This window comes from Faecalicatena fissicatena (genome assembly GCF_016900595.1).
Lineage (GTDB): Bacteria > Bacillota > Clostridia > Lachnospirales > Lachnospiraceae > Claveliimonas > Claveliimonas intestinigallinarum.
Map to the genome: position 1 here is coordinate 26,556 of NZ_JACLYY010000008.1, position 17,878 is coordinate 44,433.

General features: G+C 55.2%; 17 protein-coding genes, 2 tRNA genes and 1 other annotated feature. Of the genes, 17 read left to right on the forward strand and 2 right to left on the reverse strand.

Going from position 1 to position 17,878, the window contains the following annotated elements; all coding sequences use genetic code 11:
* Window positions 1-66 precede the first annotated feature (66 nt).
* Window positions 67-333: a binding site (T-box leader), on the forward strand.
* Between the two features lie 114 nt (window positions 334-447).
* The 12 genes from epsC (at window position 448) to pdxR (ending at window position 11,331) form a co-directional block, all read left to right on the forward strand.
* Window positions 448-1,158 carry a serine O-acetyltransferase EpsC gene (gene epsC, locus H7U36_RS09285; protein ID WP_033124497.1) on the forward strand — a complete coding sequence of 237 codons (711 nt, stop codon included), beginning with the start codon at window positions 448-450 and terminating at the stop codon, window positions 1,156-1,158.
* Window positions 1,145-2,551 (forward strand): cysteine--tRNA ligase, encoded by a 1,407-nt coding sequence (gene cysS, locus H7U36_RS09290; RefSeq protein WP_138302697.1) that lies wholly within the window; start codon window positions 1,145-1,147, stop codon window positions 2,549-2,551. Before epsC ends, cysS begins: the two co-directional genes overlap by 14 nt.
* Entirely contained in the window at window positions 2,536-3,096 is a 561-nt protein-coding gene (locus H7U36_RS09295; RefSeq protein WP_191428974.1) for a Mini-ribonuclease 3, read from the forward strand. Before cysS ends, H7U36_RS09295 begins: the two co-directional genes overlap by 16 nt.
* Window positions 3,093-3,848 (forward strand): 23S rRNA (guanosine(2251)-2'-O)-methyltransferase RlmB, encoded by a 756-nt coding sequence (gene rlmB / locus H7U36_RS09300; RefSeq protein WP_033124499.1) that lies wholly within the window; start codon window positions 3,093-3,095, stop codon window positions 3,846-3,848. Before H7U36_RS09295 ends, rlmB begins: the two co-directional genes overlap by 4 nt.
* A gap of 47 nt (window positions 3,849-3,895) precedes the next feature.
* Entirely contained in the window at window positions 3,896-4,522 is a 627-nt protein-coding gene (locus H7U36_RS09305; RefSeq protein WP_033124500.1) for a sigma-70 family RNA polymerase sigma factor, read from the forward strand.
* A 325-nt stretch (window positions 4,523-4,847) separates the two neighbouring features.
* Entirely contained in the window at window positions 4,848-6,173 is a 1,326-nt protein-coding gene (locus H7U36_RS09310) for a hemolysin family protein (RefSeq protein ID WP_138302694.1), read from the forward strand.
* 4 nt (window positions 6,174-6,177) lie between these two features.
* The gene (locus H7U36_RS09315; protein WP_205156057.1) at window positions 6,178-6,360 is read left to right on the forward strand and encodes a hypothetical protein; all 183 of its coding nucleotides are present in this window, start codon (window positions 6,178-6,180) and stop codon (window positions 6,358-6,360) included.
* Window positions 6,343-6,415, forward strand: a tRNA-Thr gene (locus tag H7U36_RS09320). Before H7U36_RS09315 ends, H7U36_RS09320 begins: the two co-directional genes overlap by 18 nt.
* A gap of 33 nt (window positions 6,416-6,448) precedes the next feature.
* Window positions 6,449-6,521 (forward strand) — tRNA-Ala (locus H7U36_RS09325).
* Between the two features lie 128 nt (window positions 6,522-6,649).
* A complete protein-coding gene (locus H7U36_RS09330; protein ID WP_243127114.1) occupies window positions 6,650-8,143 on the forward strand; it encodes a polysaccharide deacetylase family protein in 1,494 nt (497 codons plus the stop codon).
* A gap of 103 nt (window positions 8,144-8,246) precedes the next feature.
* On the forward strand, window positions 8,247-9,914 hold the full coding sequence (locus H7U36_RS09335; RefSeq protein WP_033124502.1) for a glutamine--tRNA ligase/YqeY domain fusion protein: 1,668 nt from the start codon (window positions 8,247-8,249) through the stop codon (window positions 9,912-9,914).
* Between the two features lie 7 nt (window positions 9,915-9,921).
* Entirely contained in the window at window positions 9,922-11,331 is a 1,410-nt protein-coding gene (gene pdxR / locus H7U36_RS09340) for a MocR-like pyridoxine biosynthesis transcription factor PdxR (protein ID WP_033124503.1), read from the forward strand.
* A 117-nt stretch (window positions 11,332-11,448) separates the two neighbouring features.
* On the opposite strand, the gene H7U36_RS09345 is transcribed toward pdxR, so the two are convergent.
* Entirely contained in the window at window positions 11,449-11,727 is a 279-nt protein-coding gene (locus H7U36_RS09345) for a hypothetical protein (RefSeq protein ID WP_243127113.1), read from the reverse strand.
* Window positions 11,728-11,902: 175 nt separating this feature from the next.
* On the opposite strand from H7U36_RS09345, the gene cls reads away from it, so the two are divergent.
* From cls to H7U36_RS09365, 4 genes are all read left to right on the forward strand, one after another.
* Complete coding sequence (cls, locus tag H7U36_RS09350; protein WP_033124505.1) at window positions 11,903-13,462, forward strand: cardiolipin synthase; 1,560 nt, start codon at window positions 11,903-11,905, stop codon at window positions 13,460-13,462.
* Window positions 13,463-13,577: 115 nt separating this feature from the next.
* Window positions 13,578-14,858: an adenylosuccinate synthase gene (locus tag H7U36_RS09355; protein ID WP_033124506.1), complete on the forward strand. Its 1,281-nt coding sequence runs from the start codon at window positions 13,578-13,580 to the stop codon at window positions 14,856-14,858.
* A gap of 179 nt (window positions 14,859-15,037) precedes the next feature.
* On the forward strand, window positions 15,038-16,567 hold the full coding sequence (locus H7U36_RS09360) for a sodium:solute symporter family protein (protein ID WP_033124507.1): 1,530 nt from the start codon (window positions 15,038-15,040) through the stop codon (window positions 16,565-16,567).
* 182 nt (window positions 16,568-16,749) lie between these two features.
* Window positions 16,750-16,905: a hypothetical protein gene (locus H7U36_RS09365; RefSeq protein WP_171031481.1), complete on the forward strand. Its 156-nt coding sequence runs from the start codon at window positions 16,750-16,752 to the stop codon at window positions 16,903-16,905.
* Here H7U36_RS09365 and H7U36_RS09370 read toward each other — a convergent pair.
* Window positions 16,896-17,174 (reverse strand): hypothetical protein, encoded by a 279-nt coding sequence (locus H7U36_RS09370; protein WP_138302692.1) that lies wholly within the window; start codon window positions 17,172-17,174, stop codon window positions 16,896-16,898. The two genes, H7U36_RS09365 and H7U36_RS09370, sit on opposite strands and share 10 nt — an antisense overlap.
* Window positions 17,175-17,373: 199 nt before the next feature.
* Here H7U36_RS09370 and H7U36_RS09375 point away from each other — a divergent pair, with 199 nt between their 5' ends.
* The gene (locus H7U36_RS09375) at window positions 17,374-17,877 is read left to right on the forward strand and encodes an SEC-C metal-binding domain-containing protein (protein WP_033124508.1); all 504 of its coding nucleotides are present in this window, start codon (window positions 17,374-17,376) and stop codon (window positions 17,875-17,877) included.
* The last annotated feature ends 1 nt before the right edge of the window (window position 17,878 follow it).

Genomic DNA, 17,878 nt, shown 5'->3' on the forward strand with positions numbered 1-17,878 from the left:
AGAGAAAACTCTGCCTGGCGGAGGTTGACAAATTCCGGCTTTTCACATACTATAGTAGCTATAGCGGTAAAAACGGAGAACGGAAAGAGTAATATGGAAGGGAGCCACCAGAGAGGAGCTGTCACCGGCTGAAAGCAGCTCCGGGCGAGATCCGTATGAAGTGCATCCGGGAGTTGATCCGGCGAAAGGAGGGCGCTCAGAAGAGTGCGGCGCTGACTAGCCGGGTACGCGAGGGCGGGCGTTATCAGCCGGAAAGCGGGGAGCAGCTGCGTGCGCAAGGCAGGCGGGTGCTTTCAAAAGGAGTGGAACCACGGATCATCATTCGTCTCTTACATGTATTGTAAGAGACTTTTTTATTCTCCTGGAAAGTCCCTTTGGACTCCCCGGCCGATCCGCGGCATGGCGGCGCGCCCCTGACATGGAAAGACCAGAAAAGGGAGGAAGGATATGGGACTTGTAAAATATATTCGGGAAGAGATACAGGTGATCCGGGAGAGAGACCCGGCCATCAAGTCCAACTGGGAAGTGTTTCTCTACCCGAGCTTTAAGGTGATTTTAAGCTACCGGGTGGCCCACAGGCTGTACCGGAAGAAGCATTACTTTCTCGCCAGATGGGTGTCCCAGCGGGCGGCCAGGAAGACGGGAATCGAGATCCACCCCGGCGCCAGGATCGGCAGGGGGCTCTTTATCGACCACGGGACAGGCGTTATCATTGGCGAGACCACCATCATCGGAAACAACGTGACCCTCTACCAGGGTGTGACCCTGGGGGGCACAGGCAAGGAGAAGGGGAAAAGACACCCCACCCTGAAGGACAATGTGATGGTCAGCGCCGGGGCCAAGATACTGGGGTCATTTACCATCGGGGAGAACTCCAAGATCGGCGCCGGGGCGGTGGTGCTCAAGGAGGTGCCGCCTAACTGCACTGTGGTGGGAGTCCCGGGACGCATCGTGAAGATGGGAGACCAGAAAATTCCCAGGGAGGATATGGATCAGGTGCATCTGCCTGACCCGGTGAGCAACGACATCCGTGAGCTCCAGCAGGATAATATCCGCCTGAAGAAGGAATTAAGAGAGCTGGAAAAGCACATGAAATGCATGAAAGACAATTCCATAGAGATGGAAGAAGATAAGGAGGAGCAACATGAAGCTGTTTAACACAATGACAAGGAAAAAGGAAGAGTTTGTACCCCTGGAGGAGGGCAAGGTCAAGATGTACGTCTGCGGCCCTACGGTGTACAATCTGATCCATATCGGCAACGCCAGGCCTATGATCGTGTTTGACACGGTCAGGAGATATTTTGAGTACAAGGGCTACGATGTGAATTTTGTCTCCAATTTCACGGACGTGGACGACAAGATCATCAAGAAGGCCATCGAGGAGGGGGTGTCCGCGGACGAGATCTCCAAGAGATACATCGCCGAGTGCAAGAAGGACATGGAGGGCATGAACATTGAGCCCGCCACAAAAAATCCCCTGGCCACAGAGGAGATCTGCGGCATGGTGGAGATGATCCAGCAGCTCATCGACAAGGGGTATGCCTACGAGAAGAACGGAACAGTCTATTTCCGCACAAGACAGTTCAAGGACTACGGCAAGCTGTCCCACAAAAATCTGGACGACCTGCGCTCCGGCAACAGAACCCTGCTGGTGAGCGGCGAGGACGAGAAGGAGGACCCGCTGGATTTCGTGCTCTGGAAGCCCAAGAAGGAGGGAGAGCCCTCCTGGGAGTCACCCTGGAGCGACGGCCGCCCGGGCTGGCACATTGAGTGCTCTGTCATGTCAAAGAAATACCTTGGAGAGCAGATCGACATTCACGCGGGCGGGGAGGATCTGGTGTTCCCCCATCACGAGAACGAGATCGCCCAGAGCGAGGCGGCAAACGGAAAGGAATTCGCAAAATACTGGATGCACAACGCGTTCTTAAATATCGACAACCACAAGATGAGCAAGTCCCTTGGCAACTTCCGCACAGTCCGGGAGATCAGCGAGCAGTACGACCTGCAGGTGCTCCGGTTCTTCATGCTAAGCGCCCACTACAGGAGCCCCTTAAACTTCAGCGCGGATCTGATGGAGGCCTCCAAGAATGGTCTGGACAGGATCGTGAACGCGGCGGAGAACCTGAAGTATCTGAGTGAAAACGCAAAGACCGCCGACATGTCCCCGGAGGAGAAGGAGGCGCTGGCGAAGACAGAGGAGTATGTAAAAGCCTTTGAGACCGCCATGGACGACGATTTCAACACGGCGGACGCCATTGCCGCCGTCTTTGACCTTGTGAAATACTGCAATACCACTGCCGGCGAGGACAGCTCCGCCGCTTACGCGAAAGGGCTGCTGGAGGTGCTGGAGAAGCTCTGCAATGTGCTGGGGCTGATCGTAGTGAAGGAGACAGAGATGCTGGACGAGGACATCGAGGCTCTCATCGAGGAGCGCCAGGCGGCCAGAAAGGCAAAGGATTTCGCCCGGGCGGATGAGATCAGAGACGAGCTGGCAGCCAGGGGCATTATCCTTGAGGATACACGTGAAGGAGTAAAATGGAAAAGAGCGTAGAACAGAAGATACAGTGGAAGTTTGAGGACTATATGCGGGAGATCTTCCAGATGGAGGAGGCGGATATCCGGGAGTATTCGCCTCTCACCCTGGCCTACATCGGCGACAGCATCTATGACCTGGTCATCAAGACGCTGGTGGTCAGCAAAGGGAACCGCCCTGTGAACCAGCTCCACAGGATGACCAGCTCCCTTGTGCAGGCGTCCGCACAGTCCCGGATGATGCGCACCCTGCAGGGGATCCTGACAGAGGAGGAGCACGGGGTCTACAAGAGGGGGAGGAACGCCAAGAGCGTGTCCCCCGCCAAGAACCAGTCTGTGACAGATTACAGGCGGGCCACCGGCTTTGAGGCCCTTATGGGGTATCTCTACCTGAAAAGGGACTGGGCGAGGATGCTCACCCTGATCCGCGCCGGGCTTGACAGCCTGGAGGCCGGGGAAGAGGCAGGCGAAGCCGGCGGAGACGTGCCAAGCGCAGAGGTGCCCGGTAAAGATGTACCCGGTAAAGACAAAGTCCGCGAAAACCATAAAGAGGATGAACTATGAGTGACAGAGAGATAGAAAAAAACAGTACTGTGATCGAAGGGCGGAACGCTGTCCTTGAGGCCTTCCGCTCCGGGAAGACCATTGACAAGCTGTTTGTCCAGGACGGCTGCAAGGACGGCCCTGTGCAGACCATTCTGCGGGAGGCGAGAAAGCACGACACTATCGTCCAGTTTGTGTCAAAGGAGAGACTGGGCCAGCTCTCCGGGACAGGACATCACCAGGGCGTGATCGCCCAGGCCGCGGCATGGGAGTACGCCAGCGTGGAGGATATGCTGAAGCTGGCAAGGAGCAGGGGGGAAGCCCCCTTCCTCATCCTCCTGGACAATGTGGAGGATCCCCACAATCTGGGGGCCATCATCCGGACAGCCAACCTGGCCGGGGCCCACGGGGTCATTATCCCGAAGCGCCGGGCAGTGGGGCTGACGGCCACAGTGGCCCGCACCTCCGCCGGAGCCATTAACTACACGCCGGTGGCCAAGGTCACCAACCTGGTCCGCACCATGGAGGAGCTGAAGAAGGAAGGCCTCTGGTTTGTGTGCGCCGACATGGGCGGGGAGCTCATGTATGACCTGGATCTGAAGGGGCCCATCGGCCTTGTCATCGGAAACGAGGGGGAGGGCGTGGGACGCCTTGTGAAGGAAAGCTGTGACTTTACGGCAGCCATCCCCATGAAGGGGGACATTGACTCCCTGAACGCGTCGGTGGCGGCGGGAGTTTTGGCCTACGAGATCGTCCGCCAGAGGATGAGCTAGAGCGCGAAGAGGGCCGGAGGCTTTGGCGGGACGGAAAGGAAGGTAGTATGCCTCAGTATGAACAGATGACAGATGAGCAGCTGATACGCAGGCTCCGGGAGGGGGACCGGGCGATCACGGACTATCTGATGGAAAAATATAAGGGACTGGTCAAAAAGGAGGCCAAGGCCATGTACCTTCTGGGAGGAGAGAACGATGACCTCATCCAGGAGGGGATGATCGGCCTTTTCAAGGCCGTCCAGGACTACGACACGACCCAGGAGGCATCCTTTTACAGCTTTGCCAGGCTCTGTGTCAGAAGGCAGCTCTACAGTGCCATAGAGGCGTCCAGGAGGAAGAAGCACACCCCCTTAAATTCCTACATCTCCCTCTACGAGAGGGAGAACCCGGAGGAGGGGGAGGGAGCCAAGCTGATGGACACCATCCAGGCCGGCACGGAGAGCGACCCGGAGCAGGCCTTCCTCAGCAAGGACAATGCCAGGAGGATCGAGGAGGAGCTGGAGGGAGCTTTAAGTGACCTGGAGAGGAGGGTGCTCTACCTCCATCTTCTGGGGACAGACTACCGGACCATAGCGGGGCTGCTGGACAAAAGTCCCAAGACTGTGGACAATGCCCTCCAGAGAATCAAGGCCAAAACTCAGAAGATCCTGCGCAGTGAGGACGGGAAAGATTGACAGACAGCCGGAAGTGTGATATTTTATTTATCAATCCGGTATAAATCTGACAAATGCCGGGAACAAGCAGAAAAGAAAGGTGTGATTACATACATGGACGATGACAGTGACACTGAGAGCTGTGCATGCTTTCAGATGACAGTGTGTGCGGCAGATTTGTGGGCACAGGAAGAGAATGATCCATGTGATATCATGAATAGATAAGGGTATAGCCTGCAGGCGCGCGCCGGTACGACGCGGGGCCTGTGGGTTATACCCTTTTGCGATATTACTTATGACATTACATTCATTACATTAATGATCGATCGGGAGGATTAAGAAAGAAATGGTTGGACCATTAATTTTACAGGTTGTACTGATCGCGCTGAACGCGATCTTTGCAAGCGCGGAGATCGCCGTGATCTCCATGAACGAGACGAAACTGAAAAAAATGGCGGAGGACGGAGACCGCCGGGCACGCCATCTGTACACGCTGACAGAGCAGCCCGCCAAGTTCCTGTCCACCATCCAGGTGGCCATCACCCTGGCAGGACAGCTGGGAAGTGCCTTCGCGGCGGACAGCTTTTCCGGCCCTCTCTCGGACTGGATCATCAGCATGGGAGTGGCTGTGCCGGAGCGGGTGGTGAGAACGGTGGCCCTTGTGGTCATTACAGTCATACTGGCCTACTTCAGCCTCGTGTTCGGCGAGCTGGTGCCCAAGCGGATTGCCATGAAGAAGTCGGAGCAGCTCTCCCTTCTGCTGTCCGGCCTTCTGTACGGGGTGTCCAAGGTATTTGCGCCCATCGTGTTCCTGCTGACCAAATCCACCAACGGCATGCTGCGGCTTCTGCACATCAACCCGGAGGAAGAGGAGGAGCAGGTGACGGAGGAGGAGATCCGGATGCTCCTCATGGAGGGAAATGCCCAGGGAAATATTGACAGCGAGGAGAGCGAGATGATCCGCAACGTGTTTGAGTTTGACGACATCTCCGTGGAGCAGATCTGTACCCACAGGGTGGACATGGACTGCCTGTACCTGGACGAGGACATGAAGGAGTGGGAGACCCTCATCCACTCTACCAGACACACCCACTATCCGGTCTGCAACGAGAACCAGGAGGACATAGTGGGCGTGCTGGACACGAAGGACTATTTCCGCCTGGAGGACAAGAGCAGGGACAATGTCATGGCAAATGCGGTGGAGAAGGCCTACTTTGTGCCGGAGACCATGAAGGCCAACACCCTGTTCCAGAACATGAAGAAGAAGCGCATCTATTTTGCTGTGCTTGTGGATGAGTACGGCGGTGTCAGCGGCATCATCACCCTCCACGACCTGATGGAGTCCCTGGTGGGGGATCTCTATGACCCGGACGACGAGGAGGAGCCGGAGGACATCGTGAAGATCGCCGACGGCCAGTGGCGCATCCAGGGAGGCGCGGACGTGGAGGATGTGGCTGAGGAGCTGAAGGTAGAACTCCCCGCCCAGGACTATGACACCTTTGGCGGCTACGTCTGCGGCGTCATAGACCGCATCCCGGAGAACGGGGAGACCTTTGTCTGCGGCACTGACGACCTGGAGATCCGGGTTCTGGCCGTGGAAAACCACCGCATCAAGGAAGCCATTGTGTGGAAAAAGGAAAAGCCGGAGGAGGAGACGCAGGAGAGAAAATAGCCTGATGCCTGAAAAGAGGACCGGTGAGAAGACGGGACAGGAGCGCGGGAGCGTCTGCAAAGCCGCAGATGCTCCCGTGGGCCTGAAAACAGAAAAAGAGATTTTCAAAAAAGTCATTGACAAGTCCGGCTTTATATTGTATATTATTCATGTTGCTTACGAAATATATGCTGCCTTGGCTCAGTAGGTAGAGCGTCGCCTTGGTAAGGCGGAGGTCGGCGGTTCAAGTCCGCTAGGCAGCTTTTCCATTTATAATGGAACTCATATTGTTGAATGGGGCATTAGCGCAGTTGGGAGCGCGCCACACTGGCAGTGTGGAGGTCACGGGTTCAAGTCCCGTATGCTCCATTTTTTTTGTGCGAAAATTTAAGAATTTCTTTACATTTCTTAAGTATTCATTGCCCTTCTTGTGGATCCTGTCGGATTAGGTTATACTCTGTCGAAAAGAGTATGTCTGGGGAGGATGAAGAGGGACAATGAACAGGAAGGGGAAAAGCAGAGAGACAAGAGGGCGGATACATGGCAGACCCGGGGCAGGGGAGCGGATGCGCAGAAGAAGGAGAAAACGGCTCACAGCCAGGCTGCTGGTGGCCGCAGCCATCCTGCTTGTCTGCGCCGGAGCCGCGGGAACGCTCCTTGTCCTGTCCGGCTTTGGGCGGCAGGCCCGGATACAGATCGCCGCCCCGGACCAGGAGGTCTATGTGGGGGAGGAGCAGCCGCCTCTGTTTGCAAAGGTGACTTCGGATACGGAAAAGTACAATAAGAGGATCCGACTGGACAAACAGAAGAAATGGACGGCAGAGGAGCTGATGCGCCAGCTGGAGAGAGGAGAGGGTTTTTCCCTTGTGTGCGACGCGGACCTGTCCATGGAGGGGACTTACCCCGTGCGGATCGAGCTTGGCGGGAAGCTGAAGAAAAAGCTGGGAGGAGACTGGGAAAAGAAGGTGCAGATCCAGCTAAAAGACGGCACCTTGACGGTCAAAAACCCTGTGGGTCAGTGGAAGGACGGAAAATTTCAGCGGTATGACGGCTCATGGGTCACAGACAGCTTTGTCACCTGGCAGAAGAAGAGCTACTATTTTAACTCTGCCGGGGACATGGCAACCGGCTGGCAGGAGATCGGCGGAGGCAGGTATTTCTTTGACGACAGCGGCGCCATGGAGGCCGGCCAGTGGAAGGACGGGGAGGACGGCAGGTATTACCTTGGGGCGGACGGACGGGCCCTCACCGGCTGGCAGGAGATAGAGGGGAGCCGGTACTATTTTGACCAGAAGGGGAAGATGGCTGTGGGGGACGTCTACATGGGCCTCTCCCTCTATTCCTTTGACGGGGACGGGAAATTTCTCTCCGTGAAGGAGAGCCAGGTGGACCCGTCCCGTCCTATGGTGGCCCTCACCTTTGACGACGGCCCCGGGAAGAGGACAGGGGAGATACTGGATCAGCTGAAAAAGTACGGCGCCCACGCCACATTCTTCATGCTGGGGGAGAAGGTCTCCTCTTACCCGGAGCTGGTAAAGCAGATGAAGGACACAGGCTGCGAGCTGGGGAACCACTCCTATGACCACCCGGACCTGACTAAGCTGGACGAAAGGGGCGTGTCCTCCCAGATCCGGCGGACAAACGACAACATCCAGGCGGCCGCCGGCTCCCAGGCCACGGTCATGCGCCCTCCCTACGGAGCCATCAACAGCACCGTGTCCGGGAACGTGGGGATGCCCATGATCCTGTGGAACATCGACACGCTGGACTGGAAGACAAGGGACGCCAGGAAGACGATAGACACGGTCATGAGCTCTGTGGATGACGGCGACATCATCCTGATGCACGACATACATACAGAGTCTGTGGACGCGGCCCTGGAGCTTATACCAAAGCTCCAGGAGGCGGGCTATCAGCTTGTGACCGTGTCAGAGATGGCGGCGGCAAAGAACACAGCTCTGCTGTCCGGAAAGAGCTACACGGATTTTTAGCCTGGTTTCCCGCCAGACCTTGCGGCTTGTGCTTGTGGATTGCCGGGAAGTATGGTAAGATATTCTTCATGACCAGATCAATTATTGTTATCAGGAGGTTGACATGGGAGAAGAAGTGGTTTCCAAAAATTTTATTGAGCAGGAGATAGATAAAGATCTCAGAGAGGGAGTGTACGACAATGTGTGTACCAGGTTCCCGCCGGAGCCGAACGGGTACCTCCACATCGGACATGCCAAGTCCATCCTCTTAAACTACGGGCTGGCGCAGAAGTACGGCGGCACCTTCCACCTGCGGTTTGACGATACCAACCCCACCAAGGAGGATATGGAGTTCGTGGAGTCCATCAAGGAGGATGTGCAGTGGCTGGGCGCTGACTACGGAGAGCATCTGTATTTTGCCTCCGACTATTTTGATATCATGTACGAGTGCGCGGTGAAGCTGATCAAGAAGGGAAAGGCCTACGTCTGCGACCTGAGCCCGGAGGAGATACGGGAATACAGAGGAACTCTCACAGAGCCCGGCAAGAACAGTCCCTACAGGGATCGCTCCGTTGAGGAGAACCTGGCCCTCTTCGAGGCTATGAAAAACGGGGAGTACAAGGACGGGGAGAAGGTGCTGCGGGCCAAGATTGATATGGCCTCCCCCAATATCAACATGCGGGATCCCATCATCTACCGGGTGGCCCATATGACTCACCACAATACGGGAGATAAATGGTGCATTTACCCCATGTATGATTTTGCCCACCCCATCGAGGACGCGGTGGAGAAGATTACCCACTCTATCTGCACACTGGAGTTTGAGGATCACAGGCCTCTCTACGACTGGGTGGTGAGGGAATGTGAATTCGATCCGGCTCCCCGCCAGATCGAGTTCGCCAAGCTGTACCTGACCAACGTGGTGACAGGCAAGCGCTATATCAAGAAGCTGGTGCAGGAGGGCATTGTGGACGGCTGGGATGACCCCCGCCTTGTGTCCATCGCGGCTCTGAGAAGGAGAGGCTTTACGCCCGAGTCCATCAAGATGTTCGTGGAGATGTGCGGTGTGTCCAAGAGCCAGAGCTCTGTGGATTACGCCATGCTGGAGTACTGCATCCGGGAGGACCTGAAGATGAAGCGCCCCCGCATGATGGCAGTCCTGGATCCCATCAAGCTGGTGATCGACAACTACCCGGAGGGAGAGAAGGAATACCTGGATGTGGCTAACAACCTGGAGAACGAGGAGCTGGGAATGAGACAGCTTCCCTTTGAGAGAGAGCTGTACATTGAGCGGGATGATTTCATGATCGAGCCTCCGAAGAAATATTTCCGCCTCTTTCCGGGAAATGAGGTGCGCCTGATGCACGCCTACTTTGTGAAGTGCGTGGGCTACGAGACCGACGAGGAGGGCAATGTGACCGTGGTACATGCCACCTACGACCCGGAGACAAAGGCGGGCTCCGGCTTTACAGGAAGGAAAGTCAAGGGAACCATTCACTGGGTTCCGGTCTCCTGTGCCCAGAAGGCAGAGATCCGTCTCTACGAGAACCTGATCGATGAGGAGAAGGGTGTGTACAATAAGGAGGACGGCTCTTTGAACCTGAACCCCAACTCTCTGGAGATCCGGAAGAACTGCTTTGTGGAGCCCAGCTTCCAGGATGCAAAGGCCTACGACAGCTTCCAGTTCGTCAGAAACGGCTATTTCTGCATTGATGCCAGGGACTCAAGGCCGGATGCCCTCGTGTTCAACAGGATCGTGTCCCTGAAGAGCTCCTTTAAGCTGCCTAAATAGCCGTGCCATGAACGAGCTGACGATCCATCTTGCGCCTCACAGCGGCACGCCGCTGTACGAGCAGATTTACAGGTATATAAAAGAAAATATAAGGACAGGCAGGATCTCCTGTGGGGAGAAGCTGCCCTCCACCCGGGCTCTGTGCAGCCACCTGGAGGTCAGCAGGAGCACAGTGGAGATGGCCTACGAGCAGCTTCTTTCAGAGGGCTACATCGAGGCTGTCCCATACAGGGGATACTTCGTGGCAGAGGTGGAGGAGCTGTGGCATCTGGAGCCGGCCCCGGCCAGGGATGAAAAAAAGCGGGAGGAAAAGAAGCCGTCTTTCAGATACCGCTTTGACTTTACGCCCAACGGGGTAGATCTGAACAGCTTTCCCTACAACATCTGGCGGAAGCTGTCCAGGGAGGTGCTGCTGGATGACAGGACAGAGCTCTTCCGGCTGGGTGAGCCACAGGGGGAGTACGAGTTCCGCAGAGCGATCTGCAGCTATCTCTACCAGGCCAGGGGAGTGAACTGCTCACCCCGGCAGGTGGTCGTGGGGGCCGGGAGCGACTACCTCCTCATGCTCCTTTGCTCCCTGCTTGGGAGAGATCATGTCATCGCCGTGGAGAACCCTACCTACATGCAGGCCTACCGGCTCTTCCGGAGCCAGTCCTACAGGGTTTGTCCCATCCGCATGGACAGGCGGGGAATGGACACCCGGCTGCTGGAGGAGTCGGGGGCGGACATCGCCTACGTGACGCCCTCCCACCAGTATCCCACCGGGATCGTCATGCCTATCCGCCGGCGGATGGAGCTGCTGGCCTGGGCGGAGGCGAAAAGAGGCAGATATATTGTGGAGGACGACTATGACAGTGAATTCCGCTACAAGGGGAAGCCGATTCCGGCGCTCCAGGGCTATGACGCCAGGGGGAAGGTCATATACCTGGGTACCTTTTCCAAGTCCATTGCCCCTGCCATCCGTCTCAGCTACATGGTGCTCCCGGAAGTCCTGTGCGTGGAGTACGAAAGAAAGCTGGGGTTTATCAATTCCACTGTGTCCAAGGTGGATCAGCTCATCATGTGCCGCTTCCTGGAGGAGGGGTACTATGAGCGCCATCTCAACAAGACACGGTCCCTGTACAGGGGCAGGCACGACCAGCTCATAGCGGGACTGAAGCCCCTGGCGGACACATGCCGGATATCCGGGGAGAACGCGGGAGTACACCTTCTCCTTCACTTTGACGACGGCAGGACGGAGAGAGAGCTGATAGAGAAGGCGGCCGCCCGGGGGATCCGGGTGTACGGCATGTCAGACTACATCGTGGGCGAGCCGGGCAGAGAGGCGGTCATCCTTCTGGGCTATGCCAACATGCCTGAGGAGCGGATCAAGGAGGCCTGCGACATTCTCTGCGGGATATGGAAGCGGGACGTGTGAACAGAAGGGAAGCGCGAACCGAAAATGAAACATAAAAGCGGGAGCTCTCCCTGGATGATCCTTGCAGATCACCGGGAAGGCTCCCGCTTTTTACATGACTTCATTTTCACGTGATTTTTATGCGTCCTTTTTGTCCTCGCTGCCGGCCTCTTCTTTTTTATCGGCAGGCTCCTGCGCATCCTCTTCGCTGTCCTCCCTGGGAGGGGTGTTGAGGGGAACGTACTCCCGGTCGCCTACCGGCTTCAGGTCGTTGTCAAGGTCAAAATCCTCATCCTCAAACTCATCCATATCGTCATCCGTGGTATCTGAAGAAGATTTTTTCAGATAATAGTAAAGTCCGGCAGCGGCGCTTCCCACAGCGGCCAGACCGAGCACGCGTTTTATCCATTTAGACATATTCATGACTCCTTTCTGCAGACTGCGTGTATGTTATGATACATTGTAATACTTTTGAACAAAAAAAGAAAGGGGAAACATGCAAATACTGGCGAAATTCCGGGCACAGGTCCGGTTGTAGAGGCCGGGAAAGTGTGTTACACTATATTGCGTCAGACAAGATAAGGAGGACTTTATGGGAAAAAACGAACCGGGAAAGGCGCGGTCAGGGCTTTCCAGGATCATATTCAGCCGTACAGGATTTATTCTTCTTCTGATCCTGATACAGCTTGGAATTTTTGTGGTGACAACAAATCTGCTGCAGTCGTACGCGCTTTTTATAAACGGAATTCTCAGAGTAATGGGTGTTGTCGTGCTGATCTATATTATCAACGCGGAGGGAAACCCTGCCTTTAAGATGACGTGGATGCTCTGCGTCATGGCGTTTCCCGCGGTGGGCACACTGTTCTATATATATGTAAAGACACAGGTGGGCGCCCGGTGGATGGGAAAGCGGCTGGCCACCCTGAAGATAGAGACAGATCCCTACATGATGCAGGACATGGACGTGGTGGACGCGCTGCGGGCCAGCAAGCCGTCCAATGCGAATCTGGCCTACTACCTGGCCCATCACATGGGATTTCCCACATACCGGAACACGGAGGTGACCTACTTTCCGCTGGGGGAGGACAAATTTGAGGCCCTTGTCCCTGAGCTGAAAAAAGCCCGCAAATACATTTTCATGGAATATTTTATCGTGGAGAAGGGCTACATGTGGGACACCATCCTTAAGATCCTTGTGCAGAAGGCAAGGGAGGGGGTGGAGGTGCGCTTCATGTACGACGGCACCTGCGCCATCTCCAACCTGCCCTACGACTATCCCCAGGAGCTGGAGCGAAAGGGCATCCGGTGCAAGATGATGAACCCTATCAAGCCCTTTTTGTCCACCGTGCAGAACAACAGGGACCACCGGAAGATCTGCGTCATTGACGGCCGGGTGGGCTTTACGGGAGGCATCAATCTGGGGGACGAGTACATCAACCGGAAGGAGCGGTTCGGCCACTGGAAGGACACGGCTGTCATGCTGAAGGGGGACGCGGTCCAGAGCCTGACCATGCTGTTCCTCCAGATGTGGAACGTGGACGAGAAGGAGGAGGAGCACTACGGGCATTACCTGACTCCAAGGCGGCAGGGGCTGCGAAGAGAGCTGGGGTACGTGCTCCCCTACGGGGACAGCCCGTTTGACGATGAAAATGTGGGGGAGGAGGTGTACTTCCACATCCTGAACCATGCGAAGAAGTACGTGCACATTATGACCCCCTACCTCATACTGGACAATGAGATGATCACTACCCTGACAAGGGCGGCCAAGAGCGGCATCGAGGTCATCATCATCATGCCTCACATTCCGGACAAGTGGTACGCCTTTGTGGTGGCCAAGACCTACTACAGGGAGCTCATCCGGGCGGGGGTCCAGATCTACGAGTACAAGCCGGGCTTTGTCCACGCCAAGGTCTTTGTGTCAGACGATGACACGGCCACGGTGGGTACCATCAACCTGGACTACAGGAGTCTCTACCTGCATTTTGAGTGCGGCGTGTTCATATACAACAATTCCGTGGTGGACCGGGTGGAGAGAGATTTTCAGGAGACACTCATGAAGTGCCACAAGGTCAGTCTTGTGGAGCTGAGAAACAGGAGCCTGTTCTCCAAGATAGCAGGGCAGGTGCTCAGACTGGTTGCTCCTCTCATGTAGCCGGCAAAGCAGGCCCGTTGGGAAATAAGTGTTGTACAACAGGAGAAAAATATAGTATAATGCATATGGCTGTTTGTGAGCCATGAATGTAAATGATACACAGGAGGAATGGATAATGGTAAAAGCAGTAGTAGGTGCGAACTGGGGCGATGAAGGTAAGGGCAAGATTACCGACATGCTGGGGGAGAACGCGGATATAATCGTCCGTTTCCAGGGCGGTGCCAACGCGGGACACACCATCATAAATGATTACGGTAAATTTGCACTTCACACACTGCCTTCCGGCGTGTTTTACAGTCACACCACAAGTATTATCGGCAACGGGGTTGCGCTGGATATTCCCAGACTTTTCGGAGAGATCCAGTCCATCGTGGAGAAAGGGGTGCCCATGCCGAAGATCCTTGTGTCAGACAGAGCGCAGATCGTGATGTCCTACCACAAGAATTTTGACGCCTACGAGGAGGAGAGACTGGGAGGAAAGTCCTTCGGGTCCACGAAATCCGGTATCGCGCCCTTCTACTCAGACAAATACGCAAAGATCGGCTTCCAGGTAAGCGAGCTCTTTGACGATGAGCTGCTCAAGGAGAAGACTGTCCGGGTGGCAGAGCAGAAGAACGTGCTGCTGGAGCATCTGTACCATAAACCATTGATCGATCCTGCTGACCTTTATAGAGAACTGAAAGAGTACAAAGAGATGATCGAGCCCTATGTGTGCAATGTATCACTCTACCTTTACAACGCTCTCAAGGAGGGCAAGGAGATCCTGCTGGAGGGCCAGCTCGGCTCCCTGAAGGATCCGGACCACGGCATTTACCCCATGGTCACATCCTCCTCCACTCTGGCAGGCTACGGCGCCATCGGGGCCGGTATCCCGCCCTATGAGATCAAGCAGATCATCACTGTCTGCAAGGCCTACTCCAGCGCTGTCGGCGCCGGCGCCTTTGTCAGCGAGATCTTCGGCGAGGAGGCGGACGAGCTGAGGCGCAGGGGAGGAGACGGCGGCGAGTTCGGCGCCACCACAGGACGCCCGAGACGTATGGGCTGGTTCGACTGTGTAGCCTCCAAGTATGGCTGCAGACTGCAGGGAACTACAGACGTGGCCTTCACAGTGCTGGATGTGCTTGGTTATCTGGATGAGATCCCTGTCTGTGTGGGCTACGAGATCGACGGGGAAGTGACGACAGAGTTCCCCACCACCCATCTTTTGGAGAAGGCAAAGCCGGTCCTCAAGACTCTCCCCGGCTGGAAGTGCGATATCCGGGGCATTAAGAAGTACGAGGACCTTCCGGAGAACTGCAGGAACTACATTGAGTTCATCGAGAGGGAGATCGGCTACCCCATCACAATGATCTCCAACGGACCGGGAAGAAGAGACATTATCTACAGAAATAAATAGTTTGATCTTGATCCCCTTCGGGCGGCATGGCTGACAGGCCATGCCGCCTGTTTTCGTTGTACATTTTGTGTTGACAGGACAGCCCGGGCTGTGGTATTCTTTTAGAGAAATAATTTAACACGTTAAAGCGTTGCGGTTTAAAGCGACGAAGAAAAAGCGGAGAAAAGGAGGAAACAAAAATGATCATCAAGCTTACGATCCTGCTGTTATTTTTTATTGTCATGGTGGCAGTGGGGATCTATGCCAGGAGACATGCGGGCAGTGTAGACGGATTTGTGCTGGGAGGACGGTCAGTGGGGCCGTGGCTGACAGCATTCGCCTACGGAACCTCCTATTTCTCAGCGGTCGTCTTTGTGGGATATGCTGGGCAGTTCGGGTGGAAATACGGCCTTGCCTCCACCTGGATCGGAATTGGGAACGCGGTTATCGGCAGTCTTCTCGCCTGGGTTGTCCTTGGAAGGAGAACCCGCGTCATGAGCCAGCACCTGAGCTCCAGGACCATGCCTGATTTCTTCGGGGAGAGGTATGGAAGCCGGTGGCTGAAGATCGCGGCGTCAGCCATCGTGTTCATTTTCCTTGTGCCCTACACAGCGTCCATCTACAACGGACTTTCCAGGCTCTTCGGGATGGCCTTCAACATTCCCTATGAGTGGTGCGTGATCCTCATGGCGGTGATCACGGCCGTGTACGTGATACTGGGCGGATACATGGCCACAGCCATCAATGATTTTATCCAGGGCATCATCATGCTGGCGGGCATTGTGGCGGTCATCGCGGCGGTTCTCTCAGGCCAGGGAGGCTTCATGGAGGCCGTAGGTAAGATGGCCCGGATCCCCAGCGACGTGGAGGTGACAATGGGGCAGCCCGGAGCCTTCACATCCTTCTTCGGCCCGGATCCCTTAAACCTGCTGGGAGTGATCATCCTGACTTCCCTTGGAACCTGGGGACTGCCCCAGATGATCCACAAATTCTACACCATCCGGGATGAGAAGTCGGTTCAGACGGGAACCATCATCTCCACTGTGTTTGCCATTGTGGTGTCCGGAGGATGCTACTTCCTGGGCGGCTTTGGCAGACTCTTTGACTCCCCGGAGATCTACGGGGCGGACGGATCCGTGGTGTACGACAGCATCATTCCCTTTATGCTGTCGGGACTTCCGGACATTCTGGTGGGCATTGTGGTGATCCTGGTGCTGTCGGCGTCCATGTCAACCCTGTCCTCCCTTGTCCTCACATCCAGCTCCACCCTGACGCTGGATTTCCTGAAGGATACAGTGATGAAGAAGATGAGCGAGAAAAAGCAGATCATTGTGATGCAGCTGCTGATCGTGTTCTTTATCCTCCTGTCTGTTGTGCTGGCTCTGGACCCGCCGGCCTTCATCGCGCAGCTTATGGGCATTTCCTGGGGCGCTCTGGCAGGGGCATTCCTGGCTCCCTTCCTGTACGGCCTGTACTGGAAGCGGACCACAAGGGCGGCCGTGTGGGCCAGCTTCATCGCCGGCGTGGGCATCACCGTGTCCAACATGTTCATAGGATATATCGCCTCCCCCATCAACGCAGGCGCTCTGGCCATGGTGGCGGGAATGATCATCGTGCCAATTGTGAGCCTTCTGACGCCGGCACCTGAAAAGGAGCATATTGAGAAGATATTTGCCTGCTACGATGAGACGGTAGTGATCAGGAAAAAGCATTCCCTGGAGGAGCAGTGACAATACTTTTTTAAGAAATTCCTTACTTTTATTTTAGGTTCTCTCCATACAGAAGACACATTTGCGGAGTATAGTAGCAGCATAGAAGAAAAAAGTCATAAAAACAGAAAGCCGGCAATATAATAATAAAGCCGGGAAAACGGAGTATGGAGTATAAATAAGTAGAAGTGGAGGTATGCATCATGAGAAACAGCGAGAGAAAAGACATCAGCCAGGAAGCGATTTCCATGGAAGAATACTTGAGTAAGAGACAGAAGATAAAGGAGGCACAGCAGCGCAGACGGAGCCGGGAGAAGGAAAAAAGCCCGGCCTGGATGTGGGCCGGACTCTACGTCTGATCCTGTCCGGGGTCAGACGCTTCTGCAGCCTTCCCCGCATTTTCGGGGGAGCTCTCCTCGTCGGAGGGCGGGCGGCTGTTTTGGATATTTTTGTACACTAGAGTGTAGGCGTACAGAAGGACGGGGATGACAAAGGTGCAGACGATGGAGGCTTTCAGAAGGCCCATTGTCTGTGAATGGTCAGTGACTGCGAAGAACAGGGTGCTGCCGTACATGACGAGGAGCAGCAGGGCTGCGCAGGCCGCCAGGATCCGTCTGATCTTTTCCATGGAAGGGGCTCCTTTCAGAAACATATTTACGATGTCCACGGATTGTTCCGTGCTGCGGGCTTTCACAATCCTGGCATCATTATATCGGGAAACAGCTAAAAAATCAAACCCATCCTCTTTGAAAATCGGGGAAAATAGTATATAATAGGGCTTGCACAGAAAAAAACCTGCACAGGCAGGAGCACAAAGGAGTATAAAAATGAGTACATTACTGGAACAGTGGCGGGCTACCGCTTACAATGAGAAGGCAGACAGAGGCCAGCTTCAGAAGTTCTGGGCTTCCTATTTCCAGATTGAGAAGGAAATCTATGAGAAGCTGCTCTCCAATCCGGACGAGGAGGTCCGCGGCACGGTCAAGGAGCTGGCGGAGAGATTTGGACACAGCGTCATGACTATGGTAGGCTTTCTGGACGGCATTGACGAGAGCCTGAAGGTGCCGAACCCTATTGAAACCATGGATGAGGACACACAGGTAAACCTTGTGTATGATAAAGCCCTGTTATATAAGAACATGGTGGCTGCCAAGGCTGACTGGCTTTACAATCTTCCCCAGTGGGACAATATTTTCACTGAGGAGGAGAGAAAGGCCCTCTACAAGGAGCAGAAGGAGTCAGGCACGATCCGCAAGCCGAAGAAGATAGGGCGCAACGATCCCTGCCCCTGCGGAAGCGGAAAGAAATACAAGCACTGCTGCGGAAGATAAG

What these genes read in the sequence shown, in the direction of transcription:
- epsC (WP_033124497.1), top strand. Translation starts at nt 448, where the DNA reads ATGGGACTTGTAAAATATATTCGGGAAGAGATACAGGTGATCCGGGAG.
- cysS (WP_138302697.1), top strand. Translation starts at nt 1,145, where the DNA reads ATGAAGCTGTTTAACACAATGACAAGGAAAAAGGAAGAGTTTGTACCC.
- H7U36_RS09295 (WP_191428974.1), top strand. Translation starts at nt 2,536, where the DNA reads ATGGAAAAGAGCGTAGAACAGAAGATACAGTGGAAGTTTGAGGACTAT.
- rlmB (WP_033124499.1), top strand. Translation starts at nt 3,093, where the DNA reads ATGAGTGACAGAGAGATAGAAAAAAACAGTACTGTGATCGAAGGGCGG.
- H7U36_RS09305 (WP_033124500.1), top strand. Translation starts at nt 3,896, where the DNA reads ATGCCTCAGTATGAACAGATGACAGATGAGCAGCTGATACGCAGGCTC.
- H7U36_RS09310 (WP_138302694.1), top strand. Translation starts at nt 4,848, where the DNA reads ATGGTTGGACCATTAATTTTACAGGTTGTACTGATCGCGCTGAACGCG.
- H7U36_RS09315 (WP_205156057.1), top strand. Translation starts at nt 6,178, where the DNA reads ATGCCTGAAAAGAGGACCGGTGAGAAGACGGGACAGGAGCGCGGGAGC.
- H7U36_RS09330 (WP_243127114.1), top strand. Translation starts at nt 6,650, where the DNA reads ATGAACAGGAAGGGGAAAAGCAGAGAGACAAGAGGGCGGATACATGGC.
- H7U36_RS09335 (WP_033124502.1), top strand. Translation starts at nt 8,247, where the DNA reads ATGGGAGAAGAAGTGGTTTCCAAAAATTTTATTGAGCAGGAGATAGAT.
- pdxR (WP_033124503.1), top strand. Translation starts at nt 9,922, where the DNA reads ATGAACGAGCTGACGATCCATCTTGCGCCTCACAGCGGCACGCCGCTG.
- H7U36_RS09345 (WP_243127113.1), bottom strand. Translation starts at nt 11,727, where the DNA reads ATGTCTAAATGGATAAAACGCGTGCTCGGTCTGGCCGCTGTGGGAAGC.
- cls (WP_033124505.1), top strand. Translation starts at nt 11,903, where the DNA reads ATGGGAAAAAACGAACCGGGAAAGGCGCGGTCAGGGCTTTCCAGGATC.
- H7U36_RS09355 (WP_033124506.1), top strand. Translation starts at nt 13,578, where the DNA reads ATGGTAAAAGCAGTAGTAGGTGCGAACTGGGGCGATGAAGGTAAGGGC.
- H7U36_RS09360 (WP_033124507.1), top strand. Translation starts at nt 15,038, where the DNA reads ATGATCATCAAGCTTACGATCCTGCTGTTATTTTTTATTGTCATGGTG.
- H7U36_RS09365 (WP_171031481.1), top strand. Translation starts at nt 16,750, where the DNA reads ATGAGAAACAGCGAGAGAAAAGACATCAGCCAGGAAGCGATTTCCATG.
- H7U36_RS09370 (WP_138302692.1), bottom strand. Translation starts at nt 17,174, where the DNA reads ATGGAAAAGATCAGACGGATCCTGGCGGCCTGCGCAGCCCTGCTGCTC.
- H7U36_RS09375 (WP_033124508.1), top strand. Translation starts at nt 17,374, where the DNA reads ATGAGTACATTACTGGAACAGTGGCGGGCTACCGCTTACAATGAGAAG.